Raw genomic sequence first — 26,518 nt, 5'->3', positions numbered from 1 at the left:
CAGGAAAAGGTATCAGGGATGAACCATAACAAACCGGTAAAACTGTCTCAGCGTGGTCTGACTTATTTGCTCTGTAGCCTGCTTATGTGGCAGCCGTTGCTGCCTGCTTTTGCCGCTGGCGTCAACGTTGCAGCGGGAAATACCTCGCTGGATAAAGCGGGTAACGGCGTGCCGGTGGTCAATATTGCTACGCCTAATCAGGCCGGCATCTCCCACAATAAATACAATGAGTTCAATGTCGATAGTGAAGGATTAATCCTTAACAATGCCACCGGTCAGCTGACTCAAAGCCAGCTTGGGGGGCTGATACAGAACAACCCGAATCTGAAAGCCGGGCAAGAAGCAAAAGGCATCATCAATGAGGTGGTGGCGCCTAACCGCTCACAGTTGCAGGGATACCTGGAAGTGGCCGGTAAAGCCGCCAGCGTTATGGTCGCTAATCCCTATGGTATTACCTGTAACGGCTGCGGTTTTATCAACACACCGAACGCAACGCTGACCACAGGTAAGCCGGTGATGGGGCCAGACGGGCAACTTAAGTCGCTTGAGGTCACACAGGGGGCGATCAGTATTCAGGGTAAAGGGCTGGATGCCAGTCAGAGTGACAAGTTCGCGCTGATTGCCCGCGCAACTGACATCAATGCGCAGCTTTATGCCAAAGAGGCGGCGATTACCCTCGGTGCTAACCGCGTTGATGCTGCGGGTCATATTACGCCGATTGCAGGTACTGGCGATGCGCCGAAGGTGGCAATTGATACCGGCGTGCTCGGCGGGATGTACGCCAATCGTATCCATCTGGTTTCCAGTGAAAAAGGAGTTGGCGTTAATCTCGGCAACCTGAATACCGCGGTTGGCGATATGCAGATTGATGCCAGCGGTAAGCTGAAGCTGAGCAATGTCTCGGCGGCGGGTAAGCTGATCGCCAATGCGCAGGATATTGCACTGCAGGGTAGTCAGCAGTCCGCTGGCGATATGGCGCTGAACACCGACGGCACGCTGGCGATGCAGGGCAGCCGCGTCACCAGCGGTGGCAATATGGCGCTGGTAGCGGGTCAGCTCAGCTCTGACAGTGCGGCGCAGGTGTCGGCTGCCGGGAATATCAGCGCCAGTGCCAGCAACGGCGGGCAGTGGCAGGGTAGCCTGACAGCCGGTAAAAATCTTAATCTTAATACAGGCGATCTCAGCAATAGCGGGCTGATTGCGGCCGACGGCAATACCGTTCTGACCACCAGGAAACTGCTTAATACCGGTACAGTGCAGGCGCGGGGAGAGCAAGCTGTGCAGGCAACGGCACTGAATAATCAGGGTAAAATTCAGGCCACCGGTGGGCAGAAAATCCAGGCTGACAGCCTGCAGAACAGCGGCACTCTCGCCACCAACAGCGCTGCAGAGCTCCGCGTCAACGCGGATCTGTCGAACAGCGGGCTGATTCAGGCGCAGGATTCTCAGACCATTAACGCCACAGAACTGAGCAACAGCGGAAATGTCCAGTCTGGCGGCGTACAGCAAATCTTTACTAATAATGTTTATAATTTTGGGCTTATCGGTTCGCAGCAATCACTGGAGCTACAGGCAGCCGAGCGCCTGACGCTTGACGAGAAAGGATCCCTTTTCGCGGGCGATCGGTTGACGATGGGTGGCGGCCAGATGACTTTTGACGGCGTGCTGACTGGTAAAAGCGGATTGATGCTCAATGCTGCATCGGTCTCTGCCGGATCACACTCTCTGATCACCAGTCTGGGTGATATTCAGTTCAACGTAGCGCAGCAGTGGCTAAATGGTCAGCTTTCAACGCCGGGCAATATCAGCCTGAATGCCAGCGATCTTGCCGTGGGCACAGATAGCAAGATCCACAGCGATAAAGATTTGTCGATTTCTTCCAGCCATCGCGCCACGCTGGCGGGTGTGCTGGAGGCACAAAGCGTGGAGGTCAGTGGCGGTGAGTTGGTGCTCACTAATACTGGCTCGCTGACGTCTTTGGGCGATATGCGCCTGTTAGCCCTTCAGCAGCAACTTGATGGGGTGAGCAGTGCGGGCAAAAATCTGATAATTGACACCCGTGAACTTAATGCCGCCGGTAGCGGTAAGATCTCCGCACACCGTGATATTAATGCGCAGATCGCCGAAGGAGGTCAGTGGCTGGGTAGCCTGATTGCCGGTCAGGATCTGACGTTCTCTTCCGGTGATTTTCGCAACGGCGGCACGCTGGCGGCTAATCGTAATGGGCAGTTTAGTTTCAGAACGTTAAATAACGACGGGCTGCTTCAGTCGATGGGGAGCCAGTGGCTTAACGGTGAAACCTTCAATAACACTGGCACGTCGCAATCCGCTGGTGATCAGACCTTAACCCTGAATCAGCTCAATCATCAGGGGCTGATTGGGGCACAGGGAAATATTGACCTGAACGTACGTGATGAACTGACCTCAGGCGATAACAGCACGTTGTTGTCCGGTGGATATCTTACGCTTCACACTGAGCTGGCCGGGCTGGGGGGCAGATTAACCGCAACGCGGGGCGCAGAGCTTCACGCTGGGTCGCTGACCAGCCGCGTCGGTTCAGTGCAAACCAGTCAGGGTGATGTCATGCTGGATACAGCATCGGCAACGCTCAATGGATTTTTATCCGCTGACGGCGCGATGACGTTGAAAACCGGGCAGCTGATCACCGGCAGCGAATCGCAAATCCAGGGTAAAAATGCGCTTAGCCTCACGGCAACGCAGCGGGCAGATTTAGACGGCAGGCTGGTCACGCCCGGAGCGTTGACGCTGCTTGCCGGGATAGTGAATAGCGCGGCCACACTGGCGGCGAATGCGGTTGCCCTCAGGGTCAGTGCCCTAAGCAACAAAGGGGCTATCACCGCAGACGACAGCCTGCAAATTGAAGCGAAAACGCTTCAGCAGCAGGGGCAACTTACTGCGAAAAACCAGATATTGCTTAAAGGCGATACGCTGGTTAACCAGGGACGTCTTTCTGCAGACCACTTGGCTATTAACGCCATTACCAGTCTGACTAACCAAGAGTCTGGCGTTGTCGCGGCGACAGGCAATCTCAGCCTGTCGACCGGCTCTCTGATTAATGCAGGCGAGCTGGCGGCAACAATGACAGACATCAACGCCGTCAGCGTGACGAACCAGGGTTTGCTGCAGGGCAGTACTGACCTCACGCTAACCGCCGACTTGCTGAGCAATGGTGCATCCGGGCGCGTGCTTTCCGGCGGATTGCTCGACTTACAACTGGGTGAATTCCACAATCAGGGGCGTTTGCAAGCAGATGCGCTGAATGTTGCTGGCAACAGCTTTACCAACAGCGGTACGGTGCTGGGCAGCAACGGGCTTTCCCTGAACATAGACAATACGCTCAACAATTCGGGCAGCCTGCTGACGCAAGGTGTGGCAACCGTTGGTGCAACCCAACTGGATAACAGCGGCCAGTTGCTCAGTGGAAAAGATGCCGCGATCTCAGTTAGTTACCTGAATAATCAGGGGCAGATTCAGGGCGATACGCTGACAGTTATCGCGGATAGTGCAGATAACAGCGGTAATCTGATTGGCCTGAAAGCGCTGACTGCTCAGCTTCAGCAGGATCTTAACAATGCGGCGTCCGGCAGTGTGCTGACGCAAGGATCGCTAAACATCGCGGCCAATCATGTTATCAATGAAGGTCGCTGGCAGGCTGACAATACGGAACTGCATGCCAGCCAGCTTGATCTCAGTGGTGCGATACAAACTGTCTCGCGTGCAACGCTCAATCTCTCTGGCGAACTCAACACCCTGGCCTCAGGTAAAATTATCTCCTCCGGACTGGCTATTCTGCAGGCAGGTAGCCTGAATAATCAGGGAAACTGGTCGGCCGATAATCTCACACTTCAGGGCGAAACCCTAACTAACGGCGGCGCGATCACTGGCGTCAGCCAACTGGCGGCGACGCTGAGTGGCGCATTACAGCTGCAGCAGAACGCCACATTACTTAGCGCTGGCACCAGCACCCTGAATGCCGGGAGTATTGCCAACCGCGGCAATATCCAGGCAAACGATCTGATCCTGAAAACCAATAGCCTGTCTAACCTCGGACAAGTCGAGAGCCAGCATAGCCTGCTGGCGACGGTTCAGGGTGATGTCAGCAATCTGCTGGGCGGCACGCTGCGCAGTCAGGGAATCTTCGAACTCGGGGCGCAGTCGCTGCTCAATCAGGGACACATTCAGGGCGATGGCATTAGCCAGCTGACGCTGGTCGATAGCCTTAATAATCAGGGCAGTCTGCTGACCGGCGGTAAACTGACGCTGTCTGCGCCTGTCCTGAACAACAGCGGTGTACTGCAGGCTCAGGGATTGACTCTCAGCGGTAACACACTGAACAACAACGGTACGCTGACGGCACAGGGCGACGGGGCAGTGAGCGTCGGGACGGTGAACAATCAGGGGCAGCTTCAGGGCGATCGGCTGCAATTAACCGGCAATGCGCTGCGCAACAGCGGCACGCTGTTCGGCAGTCAGGCGCTTAATCTCAGTCTGCAAAATATTGAAAATCTGTCGGGCGCCAATCTCTTTAGCGCGGGATCGCTGACGCTGGTGACACCGACATTGACTCAGTCGGGCAGCGTACTGGCACTCGGTGACATGACGTTACAACTTGGGTCGGGGTTCACTCAGAGCGGGATACTGGCGGCAGGTCAGGCACTTAACTTAAGTACTCAGGGCGACCTCAACGTGCTGGGCACGCTTCAGGGAAGCGATATTCTGCTCAGCGCGACCGGGAACTTTGTGAATCAAGGTCAACTGCGCGGTGGAGAAGGGCGCGTGGCTGTTGATGCCGGTAATATCACACTCAGTGACAGCGGCAGCGTGCAGTCCGGTGGTGATATTGCCCTGAACAGCCGCGGACTTATCAGTAACAGCGGATTTATTGGTGGCGCAGGCAATCTGGTGATGACTGCTGCCACCCAACTGATTAACAGTGCGCTGATTTATGCCGGTAACAACATGCAGCTGCTGGCGAACAGTATTCAAAATAATCGCGGTGACATTCTGGCGGGCAATAGCCTGTGGATGCAAAGGGACGCGGCGGGTCATGCCAGCAATGAAGTGGTCAATACCTCAGGTAATATTGAAACCACCCGTGGCGATATCACCATTAACACCGATCATCTGCTAAACCAGCGTGATGGACTGGTGGTGGTCAACACCTCGCTCACACCGGCTGATGGACCTTTGTGGCTGGGTCAAAGCTCGGTTGATATGAGATTAGGGGATTTAGACGAAAGCGAGCTGGGTTTCTACACGGAAACGGTGAAAACGGGCGGCAGTACCGGTCACAGTAATGGCTCCGATGACGAACACTTTTATCTTGCACCTAACAGTAGCGGAGCGGAAAAACGCTATTTAGTGGCCAGCTCAACGGTTGCGGCTCAGGCCAATGGTGGTGCAGGCCGTATAGCGGCCAACGGTAATCTGACCGTCGCGGCAGATACCCTTGATAATATCGCCAGTAATATTCTCGCCGGCGGCAATATTTCTTTATCGGGCCAATCGCTGAATAATCAGTCCTATGAAAATGGCGTTCAGAATGAGTATCTGACGTATCAGTATACCGGAAAGCAGGCGAGCAAGGAGTTCAGTGGCCGGTACGATCTGGCTTTCTTCGCACCAGATTCTGAGCAGTGCTGCTTTAGATCTAATTCAACCGATAGTCTCGTTACCTACAATCTTGTCGGCGGCCCCGTCTATGAAACGGTCAATACTGGTGAAGGTTATCGTTCAGTTATTCAGGCAGGCGGTGCCGTCAACGCCAGCTTCCGTGATGACATCAGTAACACGACGACAACCGCTAACGCGGGCGGTTTATCGCAGGTAATCAGTGCACCAACGTTAATGGGTATGCCAGGCCTGCAACCGGTCAGCGGAACACCAGGCCAGCAACTGGCAAGCGCAGGGAATCTGGTCGTGGGTTCCGTACAGTGGAGCGAATCGATTGGCAGTGCGCTTAAGCAGATCGGTAATCAGGGCGCAGCGCTGACGGACTATCCGTTGCCGACGGGAAATAATGGTCTCTTTGTGGCGAGCGAGGATCCTTCCAGTCCGTACCTGGTCACCACTAATCCGCAGCTGGCCAGCGTGGGTAAAACCGATGCTGGATTATTTCAGGCGTTAAATGATTATCTCGCACGACCGGCCGGTTCAGCGCAGAGTCCTGAGGCCTTACCGGGCGGGATCCCTGTGGCCGGTGAGATAGCGAATCCTGCGGTTATACCGGGTACGCCAACCGCGCCGCGTATTGAGACGGCGGCGTTGTACACCGATCAGAGTCAATTTATCGGCTCAGCCTACTTTCTCGACAGGCTTAATCTGAGACCGGATTACGACTATAAATTTCTTGGCGATGCGGCGTTTGATACCCGTTATATCAGTAATGCGGTACTCAGCCAGACCGGCCAGCGTTACGTCGCCGGAACCGGCTCTGATCTGGAGCAGATGCAGTATTTGATCGATAACGCAGCTGCACAGCAGAGTGGGCTTGGCCTGCAATTTGGCGTCAGCCTCACGCAGGATCAGGTCGCAGCGTTGACCAGCAGTATTATCTGGTGGGAGAAAACTACCGTTAACGGGCAGACCGTTCTTGCGCCTAAGCTTTATCTTTCTGCCAATGATGTCAAGGTGTTAACCGGTAGTGTGATCGCCGGCAGCAGCGTTAATCTTCAGTCCGGGCATATCGTTAATGCAGGCAGTACATTACAGGCAGAGATACAGCTGACGGCAAAAAGCAGCAGCACGCTGGATAACCTCAATGCCGGTCTGATCGCCTCCAACGGCAGCCTGCAACTCAGCGCACTGGGTGATATCAATAATATTGGCTCGTCGATTTCCGGGCAGGCCGTTGCTTTGCAATCTGTGGCCGGGGATATCAATAACATCACCCAGGCGCAGCAATGGAATGCCGCAGCGGGCAGCAGCGAAAATAACAGCGCGTTACTGACGTTCAGTGAGACGCAGACCGGTGATGTTGCCAGCATTACTGCCGGTCAGGGCCTGTCGCTCAGTGCGGGCAACAACATCAACAACACCGCAGCGAAACTTAGCGCGGGCAGTGATCTGCAGCTGGTGGCGCTGAACGATATCAATCTTAACAGTAATGTGCTTAGCACCAGTAAATCGACGGCAGTCAGCAGCGCACACGCTACCGACAGTCAGGTGAGCAATATCAGCGCGGGAGGGTCTCTGCAGGCCAGCGCAGGTCATGATCTCAACGCTAAGGCTGCGCAGCTGACTGCCGATCTCAATGTTTCGCTCAGTGCAGGTCGCGATGTCAATCTTGATGCGCAGCAGAGCGATACATATAGCGAAAACCACGGTAACAATAGCGTCAGCATCCGCGATACGGTGCGTCAGAAAGGGACGCAGATTGCCAGCGGAGGTAACAGTTCGGTGGTTGCCGGGCGTGATATTACTTCTCAGGCTGCTCAGGTTGATGCGAAAGGCGATTTGGCTATAGACGCAGGCCGTGACGTTAATATCACCACGGCGCAAGAGAGTGATTACAGCTACGACGAGAAAACCACGGTTAAGAAAGGATTACTGTCCAGCACGACTACGCATACGGTATCAGAGGATTATGCCAGCACGGAAAAAGCCTCACAGCTAAGCGGCGACAAAGTGTCCGTGGTCGCCGGACAAAGCCTGACCGTCCAGGGTTCTTCGGTCGTCGGCGATGGCGATATCACGTTAAAAGCGGGTAAAGACCTGAATATTGAGGCGGCGAAGGAAGAGCAGTCCAGCTATCGCCTGAGTGAGAAAAAAACCAGCGGCATGTTTAGTGGCGGCGGCCTCGGCGTAACCATTGGCAGCAAATCTTCACGCCAGCAGATTAATCAGGATGGCACGACGCAAAGTCAGAGCAGCAGCGCAGTCGGCAGCACCGGAGGCAGTGTAAACCTGATCGCAGGTGAAAAAGCGCATATAGGCGGCTCGGATATCATCGCCAAAGACGATGTGAATATTGTCGGCGGCGCTGTGACGATTGATCCTGGCAATGACATGCTGACCCGCAAGCAGGTCTACGAGCAAAAGCAAAGTGGCCTGACGGTCTCGTTGTCCAGCCCGGTGACGGACGCGTTGTTATCTCTCAACAATATTGCCAGGCAGGCTTCGCAAACGGGTGATAGCCGGATGAAAGCCCTGTATGCGGTTCAGGCAGCAGAGCAAGGGTGGATGGCTTCGATGAACGGTGCCACCTCGCAGGCTTCACAACTGATGAACGGCAATATTGACGGCAATCTTATTCAGTTGCAGGTCAATATTGGCGCGAGCAAAAGTCAGTCCACGTCAGAACTGCAGCAGAATCAGATAACCGGCAGCTCAGTGACCGGCGGCGGCAATGTCGCCATCGTTTCAACCGGTGCCAATAATCAAACGGGCGATATCAATATTATTGGCAGCGGTGTGACGGGTAATAAGATCACGCTGGCCGCAGAGAATGATTTGCTGCTTCAGGCAGCGAGTAACAGCAGTAAACAGACGACAGAGGACAATTCAAGCGGCTGGAGTGTCGGCGGTCATATTTCACTGGGAAAAGAGACCGGTATTGGCGTACAGGCCAGCGGTTATTTCGCTAAAGGCTCATCGGATGGCGAAACGACGGAGTACGTTAACACCCGCGTCAATGCGAAAGACAGTCTGAGCATCAGCAGCGGGCGCGACACCGTACTCTCTGGTGCACAGGCGTTAGCTGAGGGTATTACCGCCAGCGCAGGTCGTGATTTAACCCTCACCAGCCTGCAAGACACTGATGATTATAGCAGTGAGCAACAAAGTGTTAGCGGTGGTGCAAGCTTTACCCTTGGCAGCATGACGGGCTCTGCCGCTGTTAATATCAGCAAATCTAAAACGTCCAGCGAATATGCCAGCGTGGGTGAGCAGAGCGGCTTATTTGCGGGTGATAAAGGCTATAACATTGTTGTCGGCGATCGCACACAACTCAATGGCGCGGTGATTGCCTCCACAGCCAATGCTGCCAATAACGCCTTATCAACCGGTACGCTGGGCTGGGATGGCATTCAGAACAAGGCGGACTATAACGCCAGCAGCGTGGGGGTAAGCGCTGGATTCTCATCAATCGTAGATGACAGTGGCCGGCATAATACTGGTGGCGCACTGCCGGTAATCACCAATATCAACGGCAGTGCATCGGGGACCACCAGTTCAGCGGTCGCCAATGGCACTATTACGGTGCGTGATACCAGCCAGCAAACGCAAAACCTGAATGATCTCAGCCGTGATACTGACAACGCGAATGGCCAAATCGATAAAATTTTCGACCGGGAGAAAATCGAGCAAAACCAGGCGCTGGCACAGGCTGTCGGCCAGGTCGGCGTGCAGACCATGCAAAATGTCGTGCTGCAGGCTCGGCTGAATGCCAGAGATATTGCACTGGCAAGGCTGACAAAAACGGATGAGTACAATAATGCATCGCCCGCGGGCCAGCAGACGATGCTGGAGAATTCGCCGGAGTACATTGAGGCCGACAAGAAATACGGCATCGGCAGCCCATTCTGGACAGCTGGTACGGCAATCACCGGTGCACTGGCCGGACTAAGCGGCGGAGACATAAACCAGGCACTGGCCGGTGGGCTGGCGCCTTATCTGTCAGCCGCGGTGAAAAAAGCCACGGGTGATAATATTGCTGCAAATACGGCAGGGCATGCACTTGTCGGGGGCGTTATTGCCTGGCTGCAAGGCGGTTCTGCGGCCGGGGGCGCAGCAGGTGCGGCAGCGGGAGAGTTGGCCGCAACAGCCATCGCCAGCGAGTTGTATCCGGGCATTGAACCCGGTAATCTGACTAATGAGCAAAAAGCCAATATCAGTGCGCTCAGCACGTTAGCCGCAGGTCTGGCAGGCGGGGTAGCCGGAGACTCGTCGTATGCGGCAGGCGCAGGTGCTGTTGGCGGTAAGGTGGCGGTTGAGAATAATGCGCTGGGTTGTACACCTCTTACCTGTAAGTCGACTATCGATCCACTGAATGGTGGTGGCGGGATCATCGCTGGTGTTAGTGGTGCCGGTCTGGGTGTGGCGATCGCTGATGTACTTAATGGTGACAAAGAGACTGAGTCAGGCCCAAATATTGGCAAAGATCTGACGGATGCAGAGAAAGCAGAAGCGGGTGGGGCAGGATCTGGAACTCCAGGCGGTCATGGGCCGGAAGATGAAGAAAATGCACGGAACGGTGAAAAGCAGAATATTACTTTTGAGGATTTAACCTCGACATCATCGAAAGGGAATGAGACTACAGGGCGTTCAAAGCTCTTCGAAAGAACAGGCGGGAGTAGTGCGGCTAACAAAGAGTTCGATGCCTTATCTCCTACAGAAATTAAAGACATACCAGGTGGAAGGGTCGGTAAGCTACCCGATGGGCGAACGGTTATCGTACGTGAGCGTAGTACTGATGGTCGTCCAACATTGGAGATCCAATCAGGGAAGAATAGGATCAAGTTTAGGTATGACGAGTAACTATATATGACTGAAAAATTGATTAAAATTCCCCTAGCTGAGGGTTCTCTTCAAAATAGTGAACTAGAGGATTTTCGATATTCCTCTGGTTCCCTTGAGCTGATTTTATCTTCAGGGGATAACGCTGAAGGCAGCAAAGTTAAGGTGTTGTTCGATTGGATTTATTCCTTCCGAGTGACCGATGAAGGTGACCTGTTGAAAATGCAGGAAGAGCAGAAAGGCGGGATGCTTACAGGACTTTATCGCGTTGAAAAATCTAAGTATCTGGAATGGTTTAATGAGCAAAATGGTAATGTGCACGATGGAGTCGTTCATTATATGTTTTCAACGGTGGATGATGTTATAGATATTTTAGCCTCCATTAGTCCTTCAATATCAGTAAATAACATTAACTCCTAAAAGCGTTCACTTCCTGCTACCGCAGCCCGGCCATTGAGCCGGGTTTTTTTTGCCTGTTTCCCCCCATATCTTTATAGCGGCGGAAGTCGTCGCCCTCGAGCATCCTGCACAGGGCCTCATCGGGTTCGATGAGCAGCCGTTCCAGCATGTGGCGGAGACAAAACCAGGCACTGGCCGGTGGGCTGGCTCCTTATCTGTCAGCCGCGGTGAAAAAAGCCACGGGTGATAATATTGCTGCAAATACGGCAGGGCATGCACTTGTCGGGGGCGTTATTGCCTGGCTGCAAGGCGGTTCTGCGGCCGGGGGCGCAGCAGGTGCGGCAGCGGGAGAGTTGGCCGCAACAGCCATCGCCAGCGAGTTGTATCCGGGCATTGAACCCGGTAATCTGACCAATGAGCAAAAAGCCAATATCAGTGCACTCAGCACGTTAGCCGCAGGTCTGGCAGGCGGGGTAGCCGGAGACTCGTCGTATGCGGCAGGCGCGGGTGCTGTTGGCGGTAAGGTGGCTGTGGAGAATAATAATCTTGCAAGTGTACTGGCTGCAGCGGAGGCGAACAAACCTGGTACGGCTGAAAAATGGCAGGAACAGCAGCAGGCTGCAATCAGGGATGCTTGTAGTGGCGAAACACCAATATCATGCGAAACGGCTGTAGCGGCAATGGGTAGTGCGATGGTCTGGCCATTGTTACCAGGAGCCGCAGCAACGACCAGCTTGATTGGAGCTGGAGCGAACGTAGGAGTGGGTTTGCTGGTAAATGGTGAAGTGAACCCGAATGATGTGATTCTGGGATACTGGACAGGGGTATTTACGGCAGGAACCGGCCTTTGGGTCACAATGGGGGTGAATGCTATCAGTGGTGGTACCTCCAGCTACCTTAAAAGTGATGACCCTCTGAAAGATGGCGCTATCAGTGGGGCGGCATCGGGACTGGGTTATGGATTCGGTAAATTGGCTCTGGGACAACTTGATAAGGTGCTTAATCCGAGCTGGAAGAACTGGAAGTGGGTCGACATAGGAATGGGAATATCGAAGCCGATGCCATTAGAACCGCTGCCGGGGATCGCGGGTAACGTTATAGGTTCAGGTGCAACAGAATTCACTAATGATCAGGTAGGCAAGAAAATAGATGAGATAGGTAACAAAAAATGATGATCAAAAAACGTAATTGGTTATCTTTATTAAGTTATCTCATCACAGTTTCTGTAGTAGTCATATTTTTGAGTTTTTTACTGCTTCAAATATGTGCGGAACTGTTTTTTTTAATTTTCTATGATCTTCCATTCCAAATATCAATTATAGATGTTTGGAAGTGTTTAAAAGCAGGTTTGAGTGCTGGCGTTATTGCAGGAATAGGTTGTTGGTGGATCTTTCATAGGCAATACAGCAAAAACAGATAGTAAATGATCCCGGCCAGTTAGTCGGGATCTTTTTACTACCTGTCACTCAGCGTGGAGAATAACGCGCTGGTTGCGATGGCTGGCTCAGATCTTGGGTTCTGGCTTGGTAAAACATCGGGTGCCACGACAGAAGATAAAGCGAAACTGGCTGGTGATATAGCGAAGGATAATGCAATTGTCTCCGCAGAACTGGCCGGGACATTTGGATTAAATGTGCTGCCAAAAAGAGCGCAAATTACAGCGGTAATCGGTGGTGGCGCTAATATCATTGTTTCACCGTGCCACGCAAAAGTTGCAGATCACTTGCCTGAAGTCGCGGTTACGCGGGTGCAAACAGTTACAGAGCAAGCAAATCAGCTCTGGCTTCTGACACGCAGCGCCTCCAGCACCAGCGAAAATGCCGGAGAAGGCTGCTTACGGCTGGGATAGTACAGATAATAGCCGGGAAACGGCTGGCACCAGGGCTTCAGCACGCGGACCAGACGCCCTTCTTTAAGATGGTCGCCAAACTCTTCTTCAGGCAGAAAAGCAATGCCCAGCCCGGCCAGTGCGGCATCAACAATATGTGATGTTGTATTAAATGTGAGCTGCCCGTTAACGCGCACGTTTAAATCGCCCCCATCCTGATCAAAATCCCAGACGTACAGCCCGCCAGAACTGATCTGGCGTTGATTAATACACTGGTGTTGCGTCAATTCATAGGGGGTTTTCGGCGCAGGATATCGCGCAAAATAGTCCGGAGAAGCCACCGCCGCCATGCGTAATTTGGGGCCAATCGGCAAGGCAATCATATCTTTATCAATGGTGTCGCCAAGCCGTACTCCCGCATCGAAACGGTCCGCGACAATATCGCGAAAGCCGTGGTTGGCATCGAATTCGATATGAATATCCGGATATTCGCGCAAAAGTGGCGTTAGCTTGGGGAGCAGAGTGGTGTGCAAAACATCAGGGCCGCAGGTGATGCGTACCGTTCCGGCTGGCTTGTCGCGCAGTTCGGTTAACATATCCAGCTCGGTTTCAATTTCATCAATGCGGGTGCCGATGGCTTGTAACAGGCGTTCGCCCGCGGCAGTGGGTGATACGCTGCGGGTGGTTCGCGTCAGCAGGCGAATTTGCAAGCGATCTTCCAGCGCTGAAATCGCCTGGCTGAGAGCGGGTTGAGTCACGCCAAGATGCGCAGCTGCGCGGGTAAAGCTGCCTTCACGCGCGACCGTAACAAAGTAAACCAGGTCATTAAGATTGCGCTTCATCAGCGTTCCTCTCATTATTTATAAGCAACACTTATAAGCCCATTAAGTATTCATTAGCTAGTAACCCTACTCCCGAAGTGTAAAATTTCCAACCAGTGATTACTGCGCAATCGCGACTACGCGCTGTCGGTTTTTCTGACTATTTATTTTGACGTTATTCCTCTGAATAGCGTCCGGCCCCGGCTTGCCTGAAAACGGTCGGGGACTTAACGGGAGCTGGCGATTATGTCCATATTGTCGAATGAGGCATCACATCACAAACAACACGCGTACTGGAGCGGCGTCTTTGCGATGACGTTATGCGTCTTTGTGCTGGTTGCATCGGAATTTATGCCGGTCAGTCTGCTATCGCCGATTGCCGCAGATTTAAACGTTTCACAAGGGCTGGCAGGGCAGGGAATCGCGATTTCCGGGGCGCTGGCGGTCATAACCAGTCTATCGCTGTCCACCATTGCCAGAAATGTTAACCGCAAATTTTTATTGTTGGCGATGACGGCTTTGATGGCAGTCTCTGGTGTGATTATCGCTTCAGCGCCCAATTACCTGGTGTATATGGTCGGGCGCGCCCTGATAGGTGTCGCGATCGGCGGATTCTGGTCGATGTCTGCCGCCACCGCAATACGCATGGTGCCGCAGCATCTGGTGCCGCGGGCGCTGGCAATCTTTAACGGCGGTAATGCCCTTGCCACCGTCGTTGCTGCACCGCTTGGCAGTTATCTGGGTTCGATTATTGGCTGGCGCGGAGCTTTTTTTTGTCTGGTTCCGATCGCAGTTATCGCCTTTATCTGGCAGTACATCAGCCTGCCTGGGATGAAAACGGATCAGAACCGTCAATCCGAAGGCACGGTTTTTCGTTTATTGGCTAACCCGCTGGTAGTGGTCGGGCTTGCAGCCTGCGGAATATTTTTTATGGGGCAGTTTTCCTTGTTTACCTATTTACGCCCGTTTCTTGAAACGGTGACGCGGGTAAATATCTCCATGCTCTCTCTTATTTTGCTGACCATCGGCGTGGCGGGCTTTATTGGTACGCTGGTGATAACCGTGTTTTTAAAATCTGCTTTTTATCCCACGCTGATAGCCATTCCTTTACTGATGGCCGCCGTTGCCGGCGCGCTGATCGCTTTTGGTCACAGCGTATTCATTGTTGCTCCGCTGCTGGGTTTATGGGGGCTGATCGCCACTGCTGCACCGACCGGCTGGTGGACGTGGATAGCCAGAACGCTGCCGAATGATGCCGAAGCGGGCGGTGGACTGATGGTGGCGATAGTGCAGCTGTCCATTGCATTCGGCTCAACGGTTGGCGGCTTCGCCTTCGACCACAGCGGCTATCAAAGCACTTTCATCATCAGCGCGGCTCTGTTGATTATCGCTGCCGCGCTGACTTTATTGACCTCTCGTAAAGAGATTACTCAAACCAACTGAGGATGCCACAGTGAGAAAATTTACCCTGCTGTTAGGGCTGTTGATTGGCTCGTTTGCTGCAACAGCCGCCGATATGTCTGAGGGAGCGGATAATTTTTATAAAAGCGATAAGGTTACCCAGCAAAAGGTCACCTTTAAAAATCAGTACCAAATGACCGTCACCGGTAATCTGTTTATACCGAAAGGTCTGGATCAAAAAGCCAAAAATCCGGCGATTATCGTCGGGCATCCGATGGGCGCAGTTAAGGAACAAAGCTCAAATCTTTATGCCCAGAAGCTGGCAGAACAAGGTTTTGTTACGCTGGCTATCGATCTTTCCTTCTGGGGAGAAAGTGAGGGGCAGCCGCGTAATGCCGTCTCGCCTGATATCTATGCCGAAGATTTCAGCGCGGCAGTGGATTACCTCGGGACACGCCCGTTTATCGACCGTAATCGTATCGGCGTGTTGGGTATTTGCGGCAGCGGCAGCTTTGTTATCAGCGCGGCGAAAATCGATCCGCGCATGAAGGCGATTGCTACCGTCAGCATGTATGACATGGGATCGGCTAACCGCAACGCGCTTAACCACTCATTAACGCTGGAACAGCGTAAACAGATTATCGCCGCAGCAGCAGAGCAGCGTTATAGCGAGTTCACCGGTGGCGAAACTCAATACACCAGCGGCACGGTAGATAAAATCGATGAAAATTCTTCAGCGATTGAGAAAGAGTTTTATGATTTCTACCGTACTCCGCGCGGCGAGTTTACCCCAGAGGGCACCACTCCTCAGCTGACGACGCATCCAACACTGACCAGCAATGTGAAGTTTATGAATTTCTATCCGTTTAACGATATTGAAACTATCTCACCGCGTCCAATGCTGTTTATCACTGGCGATCAGGCGCATTCGAAGGAGTTCAGCGAGGATGCTTATAAACGCGCGGGGCAGCCTAAAGAGCTGTATATCGTACCGGGTGCCGGGCATGTGGATCTCTATGACCGTACCGATCTGATTCCTTTTGCCAGGCTGACATCATTCTTTCAGGCAAATCTGAAGTAAAACCTCGTTACCAGCCTCTTATTGGCAGAGGCTGGTATTAAGTGGCGTGTGTCCGGCGCAGTCCATTACAAAACGTCATGAAGAAATAAGCAGAGTCTGCTGCTTCGCAAACAACGCCGAGAACCAGTCGGTAAATACCCTAACCTTTGGTGAAAGATAGCGCCGATCCGGATAAAGCACCGAAACAGGCTTGGTTACCGTCGCGTATTCAGCCAGCACTTCGATTAGCTTTCCGGACTGAATATGCGGCTCCAGCGCGGTGCGCAGGGCGTGAAGCATTCCCAGCCCGGCCAGCCCACAGGAAATCAGCACGTCAGAGTTATTGACCAGCATATTGCTGCCTGGGCGACGCGAGATAATCTCTCCGTCGATAGCGTAATTCCAGTCCATCACTTCACGACTGTGCTCGCTGAAAAAATTTACCGCTTTGTGATGTACCAGATCGTCAGGTGTCAGCGGAACGCCCTGTCGGGCGAGATAGGAAGGGGAAGCGCAGGTTGCCATCGACACGTTGCCGACTCGGCGAGAAATAAAGCTCGAATCCTCCAGCTCACCCAGCCGGATCACACAGTCGATACCTTCTGAAACGAAATCCGTGATTCTGTCTGAAGCGGTGAGGACCAGTTCAATTTCAGGATAAAGCGTCTGAAATTCGCTTAATGCCGGCACCAGAATGGCGTGCGTCAGCGCCAGCGGCGCATCAACGCGCAGGCGACCACGCGGCGGCTGAGTGGGTGAAAAAGAAGCCATCATGTCGCTGACATCAGCCAGAACTAACTTAGAACGCTGATAAATCTCCTCTCCTTCTTCCGTTACGCTCAGTCTGCGTGTCGTACGGTGCAGGATCTTAACGCCGAGTTCGTCCTCCAGTTGCTGGATGGCCTTACTCACCGCCGGACGGTGCATCTGTAGCCTGTCTGCGGCTTTGGAGAAGCTTCCTGATTCCACTACCTGAGCGAAAATCTTCATCAGTTCGAGCATGTTGGATTGCATGTTAAACGAGTGCTCCACAGCGTAATTTCAGTAACACGGATAAGGCGGATTATAAACCTTCTCACTCCAGTCACAGGATTGTTTCCGCTGTGATAACACTGAATTACCAGCTGACCGCTTTTTCCCTCGGGCTGGCAAACTTATGCTGACTGCATCTTAAGTTCACTAAATGGGAAGCAGACAAAATGAAAGCATGGTTATTGAAAGATTTCGGTCTCGAGAATTTGCAGCCTGAAGAAGTGCCGACACCCCAGCCGGGGCCGGGGGAATTGCTGGTTAAAGTGGGTGCGGTTTCCCTGAATTTTCGCGATAAAGCCATCGTTGAAGGGTTTTATGAGCCGCACCTGGTGCCTAAACCCCTGATTCCGGTCTCTGATGCAGCAGGTACCGTTGTCGCTGTAGGTGAGGGGGTAACACGTTTCAGCGCTGGCGATCGGGTAAATTCGCATCTCTATTCCCGCTGGCTTGACGGTGCGCCGGCGGCAGATGAACCGGCCTGGTGCATCGGGATGCCGCTGCCGGGCGGCCTCGCTGAATATATGATTATTCATGAAAACAGCGCGGTTAGCGCCCCGGACAGTATGACGGATGAAGAAGCCGCCACATTGCCGATTGCCGCACTGACGGCATGGTACGCCTTGATGGATGTCGGCAAACTGCAGCCTGGTCAGACGGTGCTGGTGCAGGGAACCGGCGGCGTATCGGTTTTCGCCACGCAAATAGCACACGCTTACGGGGCACGAGTTATTGCCACTTCCAGCAGTGACGCCAACCTTGAACGAATTAAGTTGCTCGGTGCAGATGTAGGAATTAACTATAAAACGCATCCAGACTGGCAGCATAAAGTGCTTGAGCTTACCGAGGGCAGAGGAGCAGATATCACGGTAGAAGTCGCGGGTGGTGACGGTATCAATCAGTCCGTTGCGGCGACAAAAGTTGCCGGAACGGTCGCGCAGGTCGGGTTTCTGACCGGCCAGACGGCGCAGCTCGATCTTATGCCGGTGATTTTCCGCCAGACCACCCTTCGCGGGATTGCGGTTGCACCACGTTCTTCATTCGATCGCATGAATCCGTTTCTGAATGAGCATAATATTAAGCCGGTTATTGAGCATGTTTATGATTTTGACCACGTCATTGACGCCTTTAAGCATCTTTCACGTGGCGCATTTGGCAAAATCGTTATTAAAGTTGCTGATGAATAAAAAATAACCGTTATTCATATTTCGACCAGAAGTATAATTCAAAAATAAACGGCTGAAGATGCCATTGTTACCGTCACGAGAAGTTTATGGCAATTGGCTCTTCAGCAGTTTACCGTACAGCAGGTTTATCCAGCGGACAGAAATTGCACTTATTATCCTAAGGCCATGCCGTTCAGGGGATTGGCCAGAGATAATGATGACGAAATAAGCCATCCGGATTTAGCGATAAATTTCTGCGACCCCGTGCAGTTTGTTCTGGCCTGAGGTGGATAATATTTTGAACGACGTAGCGCCTTTCTCACTCGCCTTGAGTGATAATGCAGCTGACAAATCATCAAGCGTATAAGCATTACTGGCGGAAACCACGCCAATCTTCTCTTTTCCGCTGGTGTCATTGACCGGTTGAGCAGCCATTGCCGTACTAAAGGAACCCATACCCATAATAACTGTGGCGATCAGTAAAGATTTCATAATAATAACCTCATAAAAGTAAAAAAAATGTCGAAAAGTTTAGCGTGTCTGCTTTAAAGAGACGCATTTAATTACTGTGCATCTTAGTGACTGAATATACGCTGCTTAACTGTCGGGGTGCTGACGCTAATCTGACATCTTTGTCAGATTAGCGATTAAATTACTTTTTGGTTTTTTTTTGAACGATGCGCCGGGCTAATGTCAGATTTTCTTTGTCACTGATATCAGCTATAAAGTCAGAATGACCGGCTTTGCCAGCAGCCGATACATTCTGTCTTTCTGGCTATATCAGTTAAGGAAATCTGCCATGCTTAAAGAAAACTTCAATGAACTTCAGATCTTCCTGGTTGTTGCCAGAGAGCGAAGTTTTACCAAAGCAGCGGCTAAACTTGGCGTCTCGCAATCGGCATTAAGCCATGCGATGAAGGCATTAGAAAAACGTCTGAACATCCGCCTTCTTACACGTACCACCCGCAGTGTGGCACCGACAGAGGCCGGCGAACGAATTATCACCTGCCTCGAACCTCGTCTTGCCGATCTGGAACAGGAGCTGGAAGCCCTGATTCAATTAAATGGCACGGCGTCAGGCAATATTCGCCTGACTGCTGGCGAGCATGCTGCACGCAGTTTGCTGTGGCCAAAACTGAAACCTTTCCTGAGAGAATATCCTGAAATTAATATCGAGCTGGTGGTCGATAATGGATTCGTCAATATTGTTGATGGCCGTTACGATGCCGGTATCCGGCTGGGTGAGAGTGTCGATAAGGATATGGTTGCGGTCAGAATCGGCCCCGATATGCGTATGGCGGTGGTGGCGGCTCCGGCTTATTTGGCCACGCAGAGTATTCCGCAGACGCCGCATGATTTACAGCATCACCGCTGTATTAATATGCGGCTGCCGACGTTGGGTAGCCTGTATCACTGGGAGTTTGAGAAAGAAGGAAAACCGCTGCGCGTCAGGGTAGAGGGGCAACTGACATTTAACCTGTTATCCGAAAGAATTGATGCGGTTACTTGCGGATTTGGCATTGCTTGCGTGCCGGAAGATATGATTCAGGATGAACTTAAATCAGGCGCGCTTATCCAGATTCTGCAGGAGTGGTGTCCGACATTTCCGGGCTATTATCTCTACTATCCCAGCCGCAAGCAGCATCCTCCAGCTTTTGCGTTGTTAATCGAGGCGCTGCGACATTCCGCTTAACGCCCGGCGACACCTTTCGCGGCATCGCCGGATGCTGAGTCTCAGACGTCGAGTCTACGACCGGTGAGCCACTCGACCATCGCCGGATCGCGATGAGAGAAGAACGCGCTGGTGGCGCTATCCAGTGCGGTGATTTGCATCATCTCTTCCTCGGTCAGCGCAAAGTCCAGCACATCAATATTTTCGGCCATTCGCTGTTTGCGTACCGATTTTGCCAGCGAAACAATGCCGCGTTGATAAATCCAGCGCAGTACCACCTGGCCGACACTTTTGCCATACCGTTCACCAATGGCGGTTAACAGCGGATGCTGGAACAGGCCATTTTTCCCCTCGGCAAACGGTGCCCAGGCTTCTGGCTGAATGCCACGGCTCTTCATCCACGGCACCGCATGGAGTTGCTGATTGAACGGATTGACTTCCACCTGGTTAACCGCAGGCACTACCTTATTGAAAGCGATTAAATCGGCGAGTCTGTCGGGTTGAAAGTTGCTGACGCCGATTGCACGGATTTTACCGGCCTGATGCAACTCTTCCATCGCACGCCACGCGCCATGAACATCGCCATAAGGCTGATGAATCAGATAAAGATCGACGTAGTCCAGCTGCAGACGATTCAGCGAGCGCTCAAATTGTGCTTTTGCACCTTCGTAATGGGCATCCTGCAACCATAATTTAGTGGTAACAAACAGCTCTTCGCGCGCAATGCCGCTGTGCTTCAGCGCATTCCCAACCTGAGTTTCATTCTGGTAGGAGGCGGCGGTATCAATTAGCCGGTAGCCGGTCTCAATGGCATCGATAACCGCGCGTTCGCACTCTGCGGCATCCGTCATCTGAAAGACACCAAAGCCCAGCAGGGGCATATCCATACCGTTGTTCAGTTTTACTGTTTGCATGACGTAATCCTTAGCTGTTGTGTACTTAAAGCATAACGCAAGGGTATTTATTAGATTAGAGGGCGTAATAAGCTAGGGCTAATTAGCAGAGTTCATTAATCATCAGAACTCTGCTCCGGCACTGCACGCTACTGCAGATTTTTTTCCTGCAGAAATTTGCTGACCTGGTCGGCAATCTGCACATTGTTGAGATCGGAGAACGGGAAGTGAGTGTTTCCTTTAATGCCAATTTCAGGCAAATGGATAACCGTAACATCGCCACCGTGTTTATTGACCACATCGCGCCATTCCCGCGCCATTGCCAGACGCACCCGCCAGCTATCCTGGGCAGGCATTGCCGTCGGTTTTTGCGGAATGTTATCGCCATAAAAAATCAGAATCGGGATTTTGGTTAACGCCATAAATTGATCCAGTGGAACAGGTTCACCTTGCAGCGTATCGAATGCGCTGGGCATCGGAGCAGGTAACTCGTTCTCGGGAAACACAAAGCTACTGCCGGGTTCAAAAGCGACAATGGCTTTTACCTTGTGGTTTTTCATCGCGGTATACCAGCCCGGACCGCCGCCCTGAGAGTGGGTGAACAGGATGGCCGGTCCGGTTTTATCCACCACCGCCGACATGGCATCGGAGATAACCTTAAGATCAAAAGGGCCAGTATTCGGCGTCATCTGGCGGAAATACTGATTCAGCGCTTCTTTATCATGAGAAAACTGAACGTCTTTAAAAAAGTCAGGCCAGACGCCGAGACGAAACTGATTGAACCACAGTTGCTCATCCGGTTTTGGCGTCACCGTTGCTTCAACCATGCTGCGTCCTGCGTTACCGCGACGCGGTTGATCGACCAGATACGTTGAGAAACCGCGGCGCAGGAAAATGTTCTGGAAACCTTCGCGGCCATCCGGTGTGCTTTCCCAGGTGCGGGAAAACTGCCCGGCACCGTGCAGCATAATTAGCGGCTCGGTAACCGCTGACTGTGCAGTAAATCCGGCGGTCATCAGGTACGCAAAAACGACGATATTAAAGACGTTTAAGAAATAGAAACGTTGCTTTACTGGGATATCTCTGACATTTTTGCCCGCAAAAAATTGCAAAATGCACTGCATGTCACCAGCATAAACTTAGCATCAGCATATGAGGGATGCTTTGAATCTTCGGTTAGCGCATGGCGAATACCACCACTGTCACTGGTATAGCCATAAAGCTGTAAGAATGCTCGCTTTAACGCAGGGTGAAAAGAACACATTTTTTCCAGTTCAGCCAGTGCATCACTAAACTTTTTCGTGTTACTCCCAGCTAATGTGGCGCACAAGCTTTCTACGGCAGAAATCGATTCTTTGATCGAATTACGATAATCAGGGCACTTTCGATCAGCCAGCAGTGATAATGCTACCTGAAAATGGTACGTCACTGCTTTACCATTTTCCTCAAGCGCGATTTCTATAGCGTTGATTTCGTTAATATCGCTGATAGCAACCAATTGAGAACCAACGTATCTGTATGCTGCATTCTCACGCTCCAGCATACGGTTGAGGAAATTTACAGCATTGGCTTTTGTATCTTCCGACAGTTCAAGCTCATTGAATATGAATTCTGTAAAATCATAGATTTGCCACCACTTGGTTTTCTCGTCTAAAAAGAATTTACGGCAGATAGCATGTGCGCAATTATCAGCTAATCGACCGTATAGGTCCTGATAGAAAAAAGATGGACATGTATCAATGGGTAGTTTGAATAGAGAAAACCAAACTTTTTTCGCAATATCGTCCAACTGGTGAGAAATTTCGTATCCATTTTGATCCCAAAAACAAACCTGTAAAACGTTCCAGAGTCCACAACGTAAGTCGTCATCCATTGACTCAAGTTGAATCGCCTTTTTTAACGGAGTTATTCCCATGCGCTGAGAAAAAAGAGCCATCTTTCCACCTTGTAACAAACAATTTTCAGTGTGAATGATGATTGGAATTTCCTTTAGTGTCCAGAATTGCTCCGGTTGAAGTTACACCACATCAACTTTCAGTTCCTTCACTTAACCGCTGTTACGAACAAACACATGTCGTAGCCTGGTTGCCAGCCGCTGAACGGATAAATGGCTAAACCTGCCAGCTCAATTTATTTGCCTGCCATTAGCTGCGGTGTGCCCATCATCGTCAGAGAGCCGCATTGCTGATGTTCGTTGTGGCTGACCAGCCCAGAATCAGCCTTAATGGGGGCTCTATCTGGATCGCTGACGCGGCTGTTGACCTTCAGTAAATCTGTGCCGTTGATCTTGCCACCCTTGGTCTGTTTCTCGCTTAAATTAGACTCATAGACGATCAGCTTTTTGCTTCTGCTTTATGGTGTTTCACTTTCGGAAACTTGTAGACCATGTTGAGGTATTGCGCAGAGAAAAACAGGTTATATCCTGTGACTTAAGTTGTTTAATCGATTCCAGGCCGCGCAGCGTGCTCAGATGGAAGAAAATTAACTTGTCGCTAACTACCTTCGCTGCATAGCCATACTCGCTGGCCAGCTCAAGCCCGTCTCTTCATACAGCGTCGCCCGATCTATATTGATGGTTTCAATACTGCCGATCAGCATTAGCTGATACTTTTTGGCGATAAGCCCGGCAATGCCTGCTAGCGTAATATTCTCAAAACCACGACTGGATTTTATCCTTAAGGGGTTGCTAACCGCATTGAAGATATTCACGGCATGGCCGATTATCTCAGCCAGTATCCAGGCGTAGATGCTGAACGCATTGGCCTGCTGGGTATCTGCGGCGGCGGCGGTTATTCGTTAAAAGCCGCCCAGACAGACAAACGTTTTAAAGCGCTGGCGACGTTGAGCATGTTTGACTCCGGGCTGGTGCGCCGTAACGGTTATCAGGATTCCCAGCTCGCAACTATTCAGCAACGCCTGCAGCAAGCCTCAGAGGCGCGTGCCAAAGAAGTGGCCACCGGGGAAATAACGTACACCGGCGATGCCAGGCTGACCGACGAACAAATTGCGAAACTGCCGTTCGATCTTTATCGCCAGGGCTTTGAGTACTACGGCAAAACTCACGCGCATCCCAATTCAACTTTTCGCTATACCATGAGCAGCCTGCTTGATTTGGTGCGCTTTGATGCCCAAAGCAATATGGATCTGATTCATCAACCGCTGCTGATGATGGCCGGCACCAAAGCCGATTCGCTTTACATGACGGAAGGCGCGTTTAAAAAAGCCAGTGGAACGCCTGACAAACAGCTGTTCCTGATTGATGGCGCCACCCATATCGAAACTTACTGGGTGCCTCGCTATGTTGACCAGGCGGTAAACCAGCTCAATATTTTTTTCGATAAGAATATTTAATCCAGGTTTTATCACTGGCGTACGCGAGCAGAAATAAGCGCTATTTTGCAATCGATAATAGGTAACTACTATTATCGATTTATAAGCCGCTGATAAGGCATTTGATTAGATAGACCCTATGAGAAAATCTCATTAATGATCGGCGTAGTGGCACACAGCATTTATTATTTAATTAGGGTGTGACTGAAGTAATCCTTCGCCGTTTAGCTATTTATTACCTCAGTCTTTCGCTTGCAAGATGATAAACATCACTGTGTTCACGTTTACCCACGGCGACAACAGCGATAATTAACCTATCGTCTATCACCTGATAGACCAGACGAAAACCAGAAGCGCGAAGTTTGATTTTATAGCAATCTTTCATTCCATGTAATTTTGCAGTATCTGTGTGGGGGTTTTCACAGCATTTCTTCAGCTTTTTTGCGAATTGCTGTTGCAGGGGCTTATCCAGCTTATGCCATTCCCTCAGCGCATCCTCCCTAAATCTGACCGTGTAATTCATAGATAGCTATCCAAATCCACATGGTGTAGCGGTTGGTTGCTGCGTTCGTTTACCAGCTTTGCCAGTTCGTGATTATCCAGCGCTTCAAGCATGCGCTCGTAGAGTTCGGCGGGTATACAGTAGAAAGCGGGTTGATTACGATTCAGGATCGCCACCGGAAAGCCGTTACCTGCACTGACCGTAGCCATAGGGTTTTTCTTCAGTTCGCTGATGCTGGCACTGGTATCGCTCAGGATTATGTTAGGCATCGCATACCTTAATTAAACACCGTTACACAAGTCTTGATAGTAGCCATGAAAAAACCTGTTAACAAGTCTCCTGGCGGGTTGCTACGCTGACCTTTGTGCTGCGCCCGTTTAACAACGGCATTAATTGCTGATTTTCGCGTGGATTATCTCGTCAGCCAGCGCTGCGCAAGGCGCAAATCGGAAAGTTGATCGATGTCGCGCACTGCACCGGCATCGGTAAGAGCCATATCCAGCACATTGCCGCGTTGTCGTGCATCCCGCACGATTTCCCGTGCGCCGATATCGCCGGACAGCGCGCTGAGTGATGTCAGGTATTCCCGGCTGAATCCCACCGGATGCCCCTGCTGCTGGCGGTAATGCGGTACCACAATAAGATTTTCCCGCAGCGCATCGGCGACGCGCTGCAAAGAAGCCGGTTTAATCAGTGGCAAATCAGCTGGCAGAATCAGCCACCCCGCGGCGTCTGAGGTTGCACGCACGCCGATGGCGATAGAGTCGCCGATGCCGCCCGTTCCCCCTTCGGGCCTGACCAGGTGCCATTTCAGACCCGATAATTGCACTGCCTGCAGCAGATGCGACAACACGGTTTTTCCCGCGAGTCGCGCATCCAGTTTGTGCGTCGTCGCTCCGGAAGCGAGAAATCTTTCTCCTTTTCCGGCGGCCAGGATAATTACCGTCGGTAAGGACATTAGCCTGATCTTCCCTGGTCCGCACTGCTCAGACGCGCCGCAGCCACATCGGCCAATATTGAGAGCGCCAGTGAATGCGCATCGCGTGCTTTAGGAAAAATGCCGATTGGCGCTTTGATCCGTGCGATATCGCTGGCATGCCAGCCAAGTTCCGTCAGTCTCTCAACGCGATTCTGATGGGTGCGGCGGCTTCCCAGTGCGCCGATGTAAAAGGGCTTAGCCGCCAGCGCCGCCTGCAGTACCGGCAGCTCGCGGTTAAGATCGTGGTAGAGCAGGATCACCGCGGTGCTTGGATCAACGGCTGTGGCTGTTACGCTGTGCGGCGTGCTGTCGCCGGTGGCAACCTCATAGCCGGCAGCCTGAGCCAGGCTGGCAGTGACCTCGGCTTCCCAGGATCGTCCATAAATCATCACGCGTGTTTTGGGGCGGTAACTGACATCAAAAAAAGCACCATTCCAGCCGCACTTCAGCACGGAATCCGGGCTTTGCAGCGTCTGAGACGGGGAGTGATAGCGCAGGGCAGCAGCCTGGCGCCGATCGATAGCCGTCAGCACCTTCAGCAGTGGCCGGACGCAGCGCAATTTATGAATACTCAGGGTAATACCGCCTCCGCATGGAAGGACGATATCAAACCACGGAGAGCCGACGCCGTAACTTACCGTACGGTCATGACCGGAACGGATAACGTCCAGCGCCTCATGGGCAGCGGCGGCTTCTACGCAGCCGCCTGATACAAAGCCGCAGTAAAAGCCGTCCTGCCGTACCGCCATCTGCGCTCCCAGCTCACGCGCACTGCCGCCACGGATATCCACTAACGTCACCAGCGCAACCGCCATACCGTCGTCAGCGGCTTTTGCCGCAAAACGCAGGATCTCGATGTTGTCATCGGTCGAAAATGCCTGTTCTGGCGTCAGCGAGTCCTCATCTGATTGTTCGATAAGGGAAAATTGTTGCAGCATAGGCTATTTGTCCTCAAATTCGGC

At 52.1% G+C, this 26,518-nt stretch carries 16 protein-coding genes and 3 pseudogenes; 8 read left to right on the top strand and 11 right to left on the bottom strand.

Going from position 1 to position 26,518, the window contains the following annotated elements; translation table 11 throughout:
- The first annotated feature begins 18 nt into the window (after positions 1 to 18).
- The 3 genes from ACP3TC_RS15605 (at position 19) to ACP3TC_RS15595 (ending at position 12,047) form a co-directional block, all read left to right on the top strand.
- Entirely contained in the window at positions 19 to 10,497 is a 10,479-nt protein-coding gene (locus ACP3TC_RS15605) for a hemagglutinin repeat-containing protein (protein WP_426816796.1), read from the top strand.
- 6 nt (positions 10,498 to 10,503) lie between these two features.
- Positions 10,504 to 10,896 (top strand): hypothetical protein, encoded by a 393-nt coding sequence (locus ACP3TC_RS15600; RefSeq protein WP_426816795.1) that lies wholly within the window; start codon positions 10,504 to 10,506, stop codon positions 10,894 to 10,896.
- A gap of 128 nt (positions 10,897 to 11,024) precedes the next feature.
- Positions 11,025 to 12,047 carry a VENN motif pre-toxin domain-containing protein gene (locus tag ACP3TC_RS15595; protein ID WP_426816794.1) on the top strand — a complete coding sequence of 341 codons (1,023 nt, stop codon included), beginning with the start codon at positions 11,025 to 11,027 and terminating at the stop codon, positions 12,045 to 12,047.
- A 601-nt stretch (positions 12,048 to 12,648) separates the two neighbouring features.
- Here the strand turns inward: ACP3TC_RS15595 and ACP3TC_RS15590 are convergent.
- Positions 12,649 to 13,545, bottom strand: a complete 897-nt coding sequence (locus tag ACP3TC_RS15590) for a LysR family transcriptional regulator (protein ID WP_426816793.1) — start codon at positions 13,543 to 13,545, stop codon at positions 12,649 to 12,651.
- A gap of 225 nt (positions 13,546 to 13,770) precedes the next feature.
- Here ACP3TC_RS15590 and ACP3TC_RS15585 point away from each other — a divergent pair, with 225 nt between their 5' ends.
- Together ACP3TC_RS15585 and ACP3TC_RS15580 are read left to right on the top strand one after the other, a co-directional pair.
- On the top strand, positions 13,771 to 14,967 hold the full coding sequence (locus tag ACP3TC_RS15585) for an MFS transporter (protein ID WP_426816792.1): 1,197 nt from the start codon (positions 13,771 to 13,773) through the stop codon (positions 14,965 to 14,967).
- A gap of 10 nt (positions 14,968 to 14,977) precedes the next feature.
- Entirely contained in the window at positions 14,978 to 16,006 is a 1,029-nt protein-coding gene (locus ACP3TC_RS15580; RefSeq protein ID WP_426816791.1) for an alpha/beta hydrolase, read from the top strand.
- 75 nt (positions 16,007 to 16,081) lie between these two features.
- Here the strand turns inward: ACP3TC_RS15580 and ACP3TC_RS15575 are convergent, their stop codons facing one another.
- Positions 16,082 to 16,999 carry a LysR family transcriptional regulator gene (locus ACP3TC_RS15575; protein WP_426816790.1) on the bottom strand — a complete coding sequence of 306 codons (918 nt, stop codon included), beginning with the start codon at positions 16,997 to 16,999 and terminating at the stop codon, positions 16,082 to 16,084.
- Between the two features lie 185 nt (positions 17,000 to 17,184).
- Between ACP3TC_RS15575 and ACP3TC_RS15570 the strand changes: the two genes are divergently transcribed.
- Positions 17,185 to 18,201: a zinc-dependent alcohol dehydrogenase family protein gene (locus tag ACP3TC_RS15570; protein WP_426816789.1), complete on the top strand. Its 1,017-nt coding sequence runs from the start codon at positions 17,185 to 17,187 to the stop codon at positions 18,199 to 18,201.
- A gap of 219 nt (positions 18,202 to 18,420) precedes the next feature.
- Here ACP3TC_RS15570 and ACP3TC_RS15565 read toward each other — a convergent pair whose 3' ends face one another.
- Positions 18,421 to 18,672, bottom strand: a complete 252-nt coding sequence (locus tag ACP3TC_RS15565) for a DUF1471 domain-containing protein (RefSeq protein WP_313856317.1) — start codon at positions 18,670 to 18,672, stop codon at positions 18,421 to 18,423.
- Between the two features lie 307 nt (positions 18,673 to 18,979).
- On the opposite strand from ACP3TC_RS15565, the gene ACP3TC_RS15560 reads away from it, so the two are divergent.
- Positions 18,980 to 19,873 carry a LysR family transcriptional regulator gene (locus ACP3TC_RS15560; RefSeq protein ID WP_313856318.1) on the top strand — a complete coding sequence of 298 codons (894 nt, stop codon included), beginning with the start codon at positions 18,980 to 18,982 and terminating at the stop codon, positions 19,871 to 19,873.
- A gap of 41 nt (positions 19,874 to 19,914) precedes the next feature.
- On the opposite strand, the gene ACP3TC_RS15555 is transcribed toward ACP3TC_RS15560, so the two are convergent.
- From ACP3TC_RS15555 to ACP3TC_RS15540, 4 genes and pseudogenes are all read right to left on the bottom strand, one after another.
- A complete protein-coding gene (locus tag ACP3TC_RS15555) occupies positions 19,915 to 20,766 on the bottom strand; it encodes an aldo/keto reductase (protein WP_426816788.1) in 852 nt (283 codons plus the stop codon).
- A 128-nt stretch (positions 20,767 to 20,894) separates the two neighbouring features.
- Positions 20,895 to 21,722, bottom strand: a pseudogene (locus ACP3TC_RS15550) (alpha/beta hydrolase); the annotation flags it as partial.
- A gap of 92 nt (positions 21,723 to 21,814) precedes the next feature.
- Positions 21,815 to 22,681 (bottom strand): AbiJ-NTD4 domain-containing protein, encoded by an 867-nt coding sequence (locus ACP3TC_RS15545; RefSeq protein WP_313856320.1) that lies wholly within the window; start codon positions 22,679 to 22,681, stop codon positions 21,815 to 21,817.
- 114 nt (positions 22,682 to 22,795) lie between these two features.
- A pseudogene (locus tag ACP3TC_RS15540) lies at positions 22,796 to 23,448 on the bottom strand (phage late control D family protein); the annotation flags it as partial.
- Here ACP3TC_RS15540 and ACP3TC_RS15535 point away from each other — a divergent pair.
- Positions 23,431 to 24,096: pseudogene (locus ACP3TC_RS15535) on the top strand (alpha/beta hydrolase); the annotation flags it as partial. The pseudogenes ACP3TC_RS15540 and ACP3TC_RS15535 sit on opposite strands and share 18 nt — an antisense overlap.
- A gap of 214 nt (positions 24,097 to 24,310) precedes the next feature.
- Here ACP3TC_RS15535 and ACP3TC_RS15530 read toward each other — a convergent pair.
- The 4 genes from ACP3TC_RS15530 to ACP3TC_RS15515 form a co-directional block, all read right to left on the bottom strand.
- Entirely contained in the window at positions 24,311 to 24,598 is a 288-nt protein-coding gene (locus tag ACP3TC_RS15530; RefSeq protein ID WP_313856321.1) for a type II toxin-antitoxin system RelE family toxin, read from the bottom strand.
- On the bottom strand, positions 24,595 to 24,846 hold the full coding sequence (locus tag ACP3TC_RS15525) for a type II toxin-antitoxin system Phd/YefM family antitoxin (RefSeq protein ID WP_313856322.1): 252 nt from the start codon (positions 24,844 to 24,846) through the stop codon (positions 24,595 to 24,597). Before ACP3TC_RS15525 ends, ACP3TC_RS15530 begins: the two co-directional genes overlap by 4 nt.
- A 143-nt stretch (positions 24,847 to 24,989) precedes the next feature.
- Positions 24,990 to 25,535 carry a nucleotidyltransferase family protein gene (locus ACP3TC_RS15520; protein WP_426816787.1) on the bottom strand — a complete coding sequence of 182 codons (546 nt, stop codon included), beginning with the start codon at positions 25,533 to 25,535 and terminating at the stop codon, positions 24,990 to 24,992.
- Positions 25,535 to 26,494: an XdhC family protein gene (locus tag ACP3TC_RS15515; RefSeq protein WP_426816786.1), complete on the bottom strand. Its 960-nt coding sequence runs from the start codon at positions 26,492 to 26,494 to the stop codon at positions 25,535 to 25,537. The genes ACP3TC_RS15520 and ACP3TC_RS15515 overlap by 1 nt, the downstream gene beginning before the upstream one ends.
- Positions 26,495 to 26,518: the final 24 nt, after the last annotated feature.

It is taken from the genome of Winslowiella sp. 2C04, from assembly GCF_050037805.1.
GTDB classification, from domain to species: Bacteria; Pseudomonadota; Gammaproteobacteria; order Enterobacterales; family Enterobacteriaceae; genus Erwinia; species Erwinia toletana_A.
This window is presented reverse-complemented; position numbering and strand designations above follow the sequence as displayed.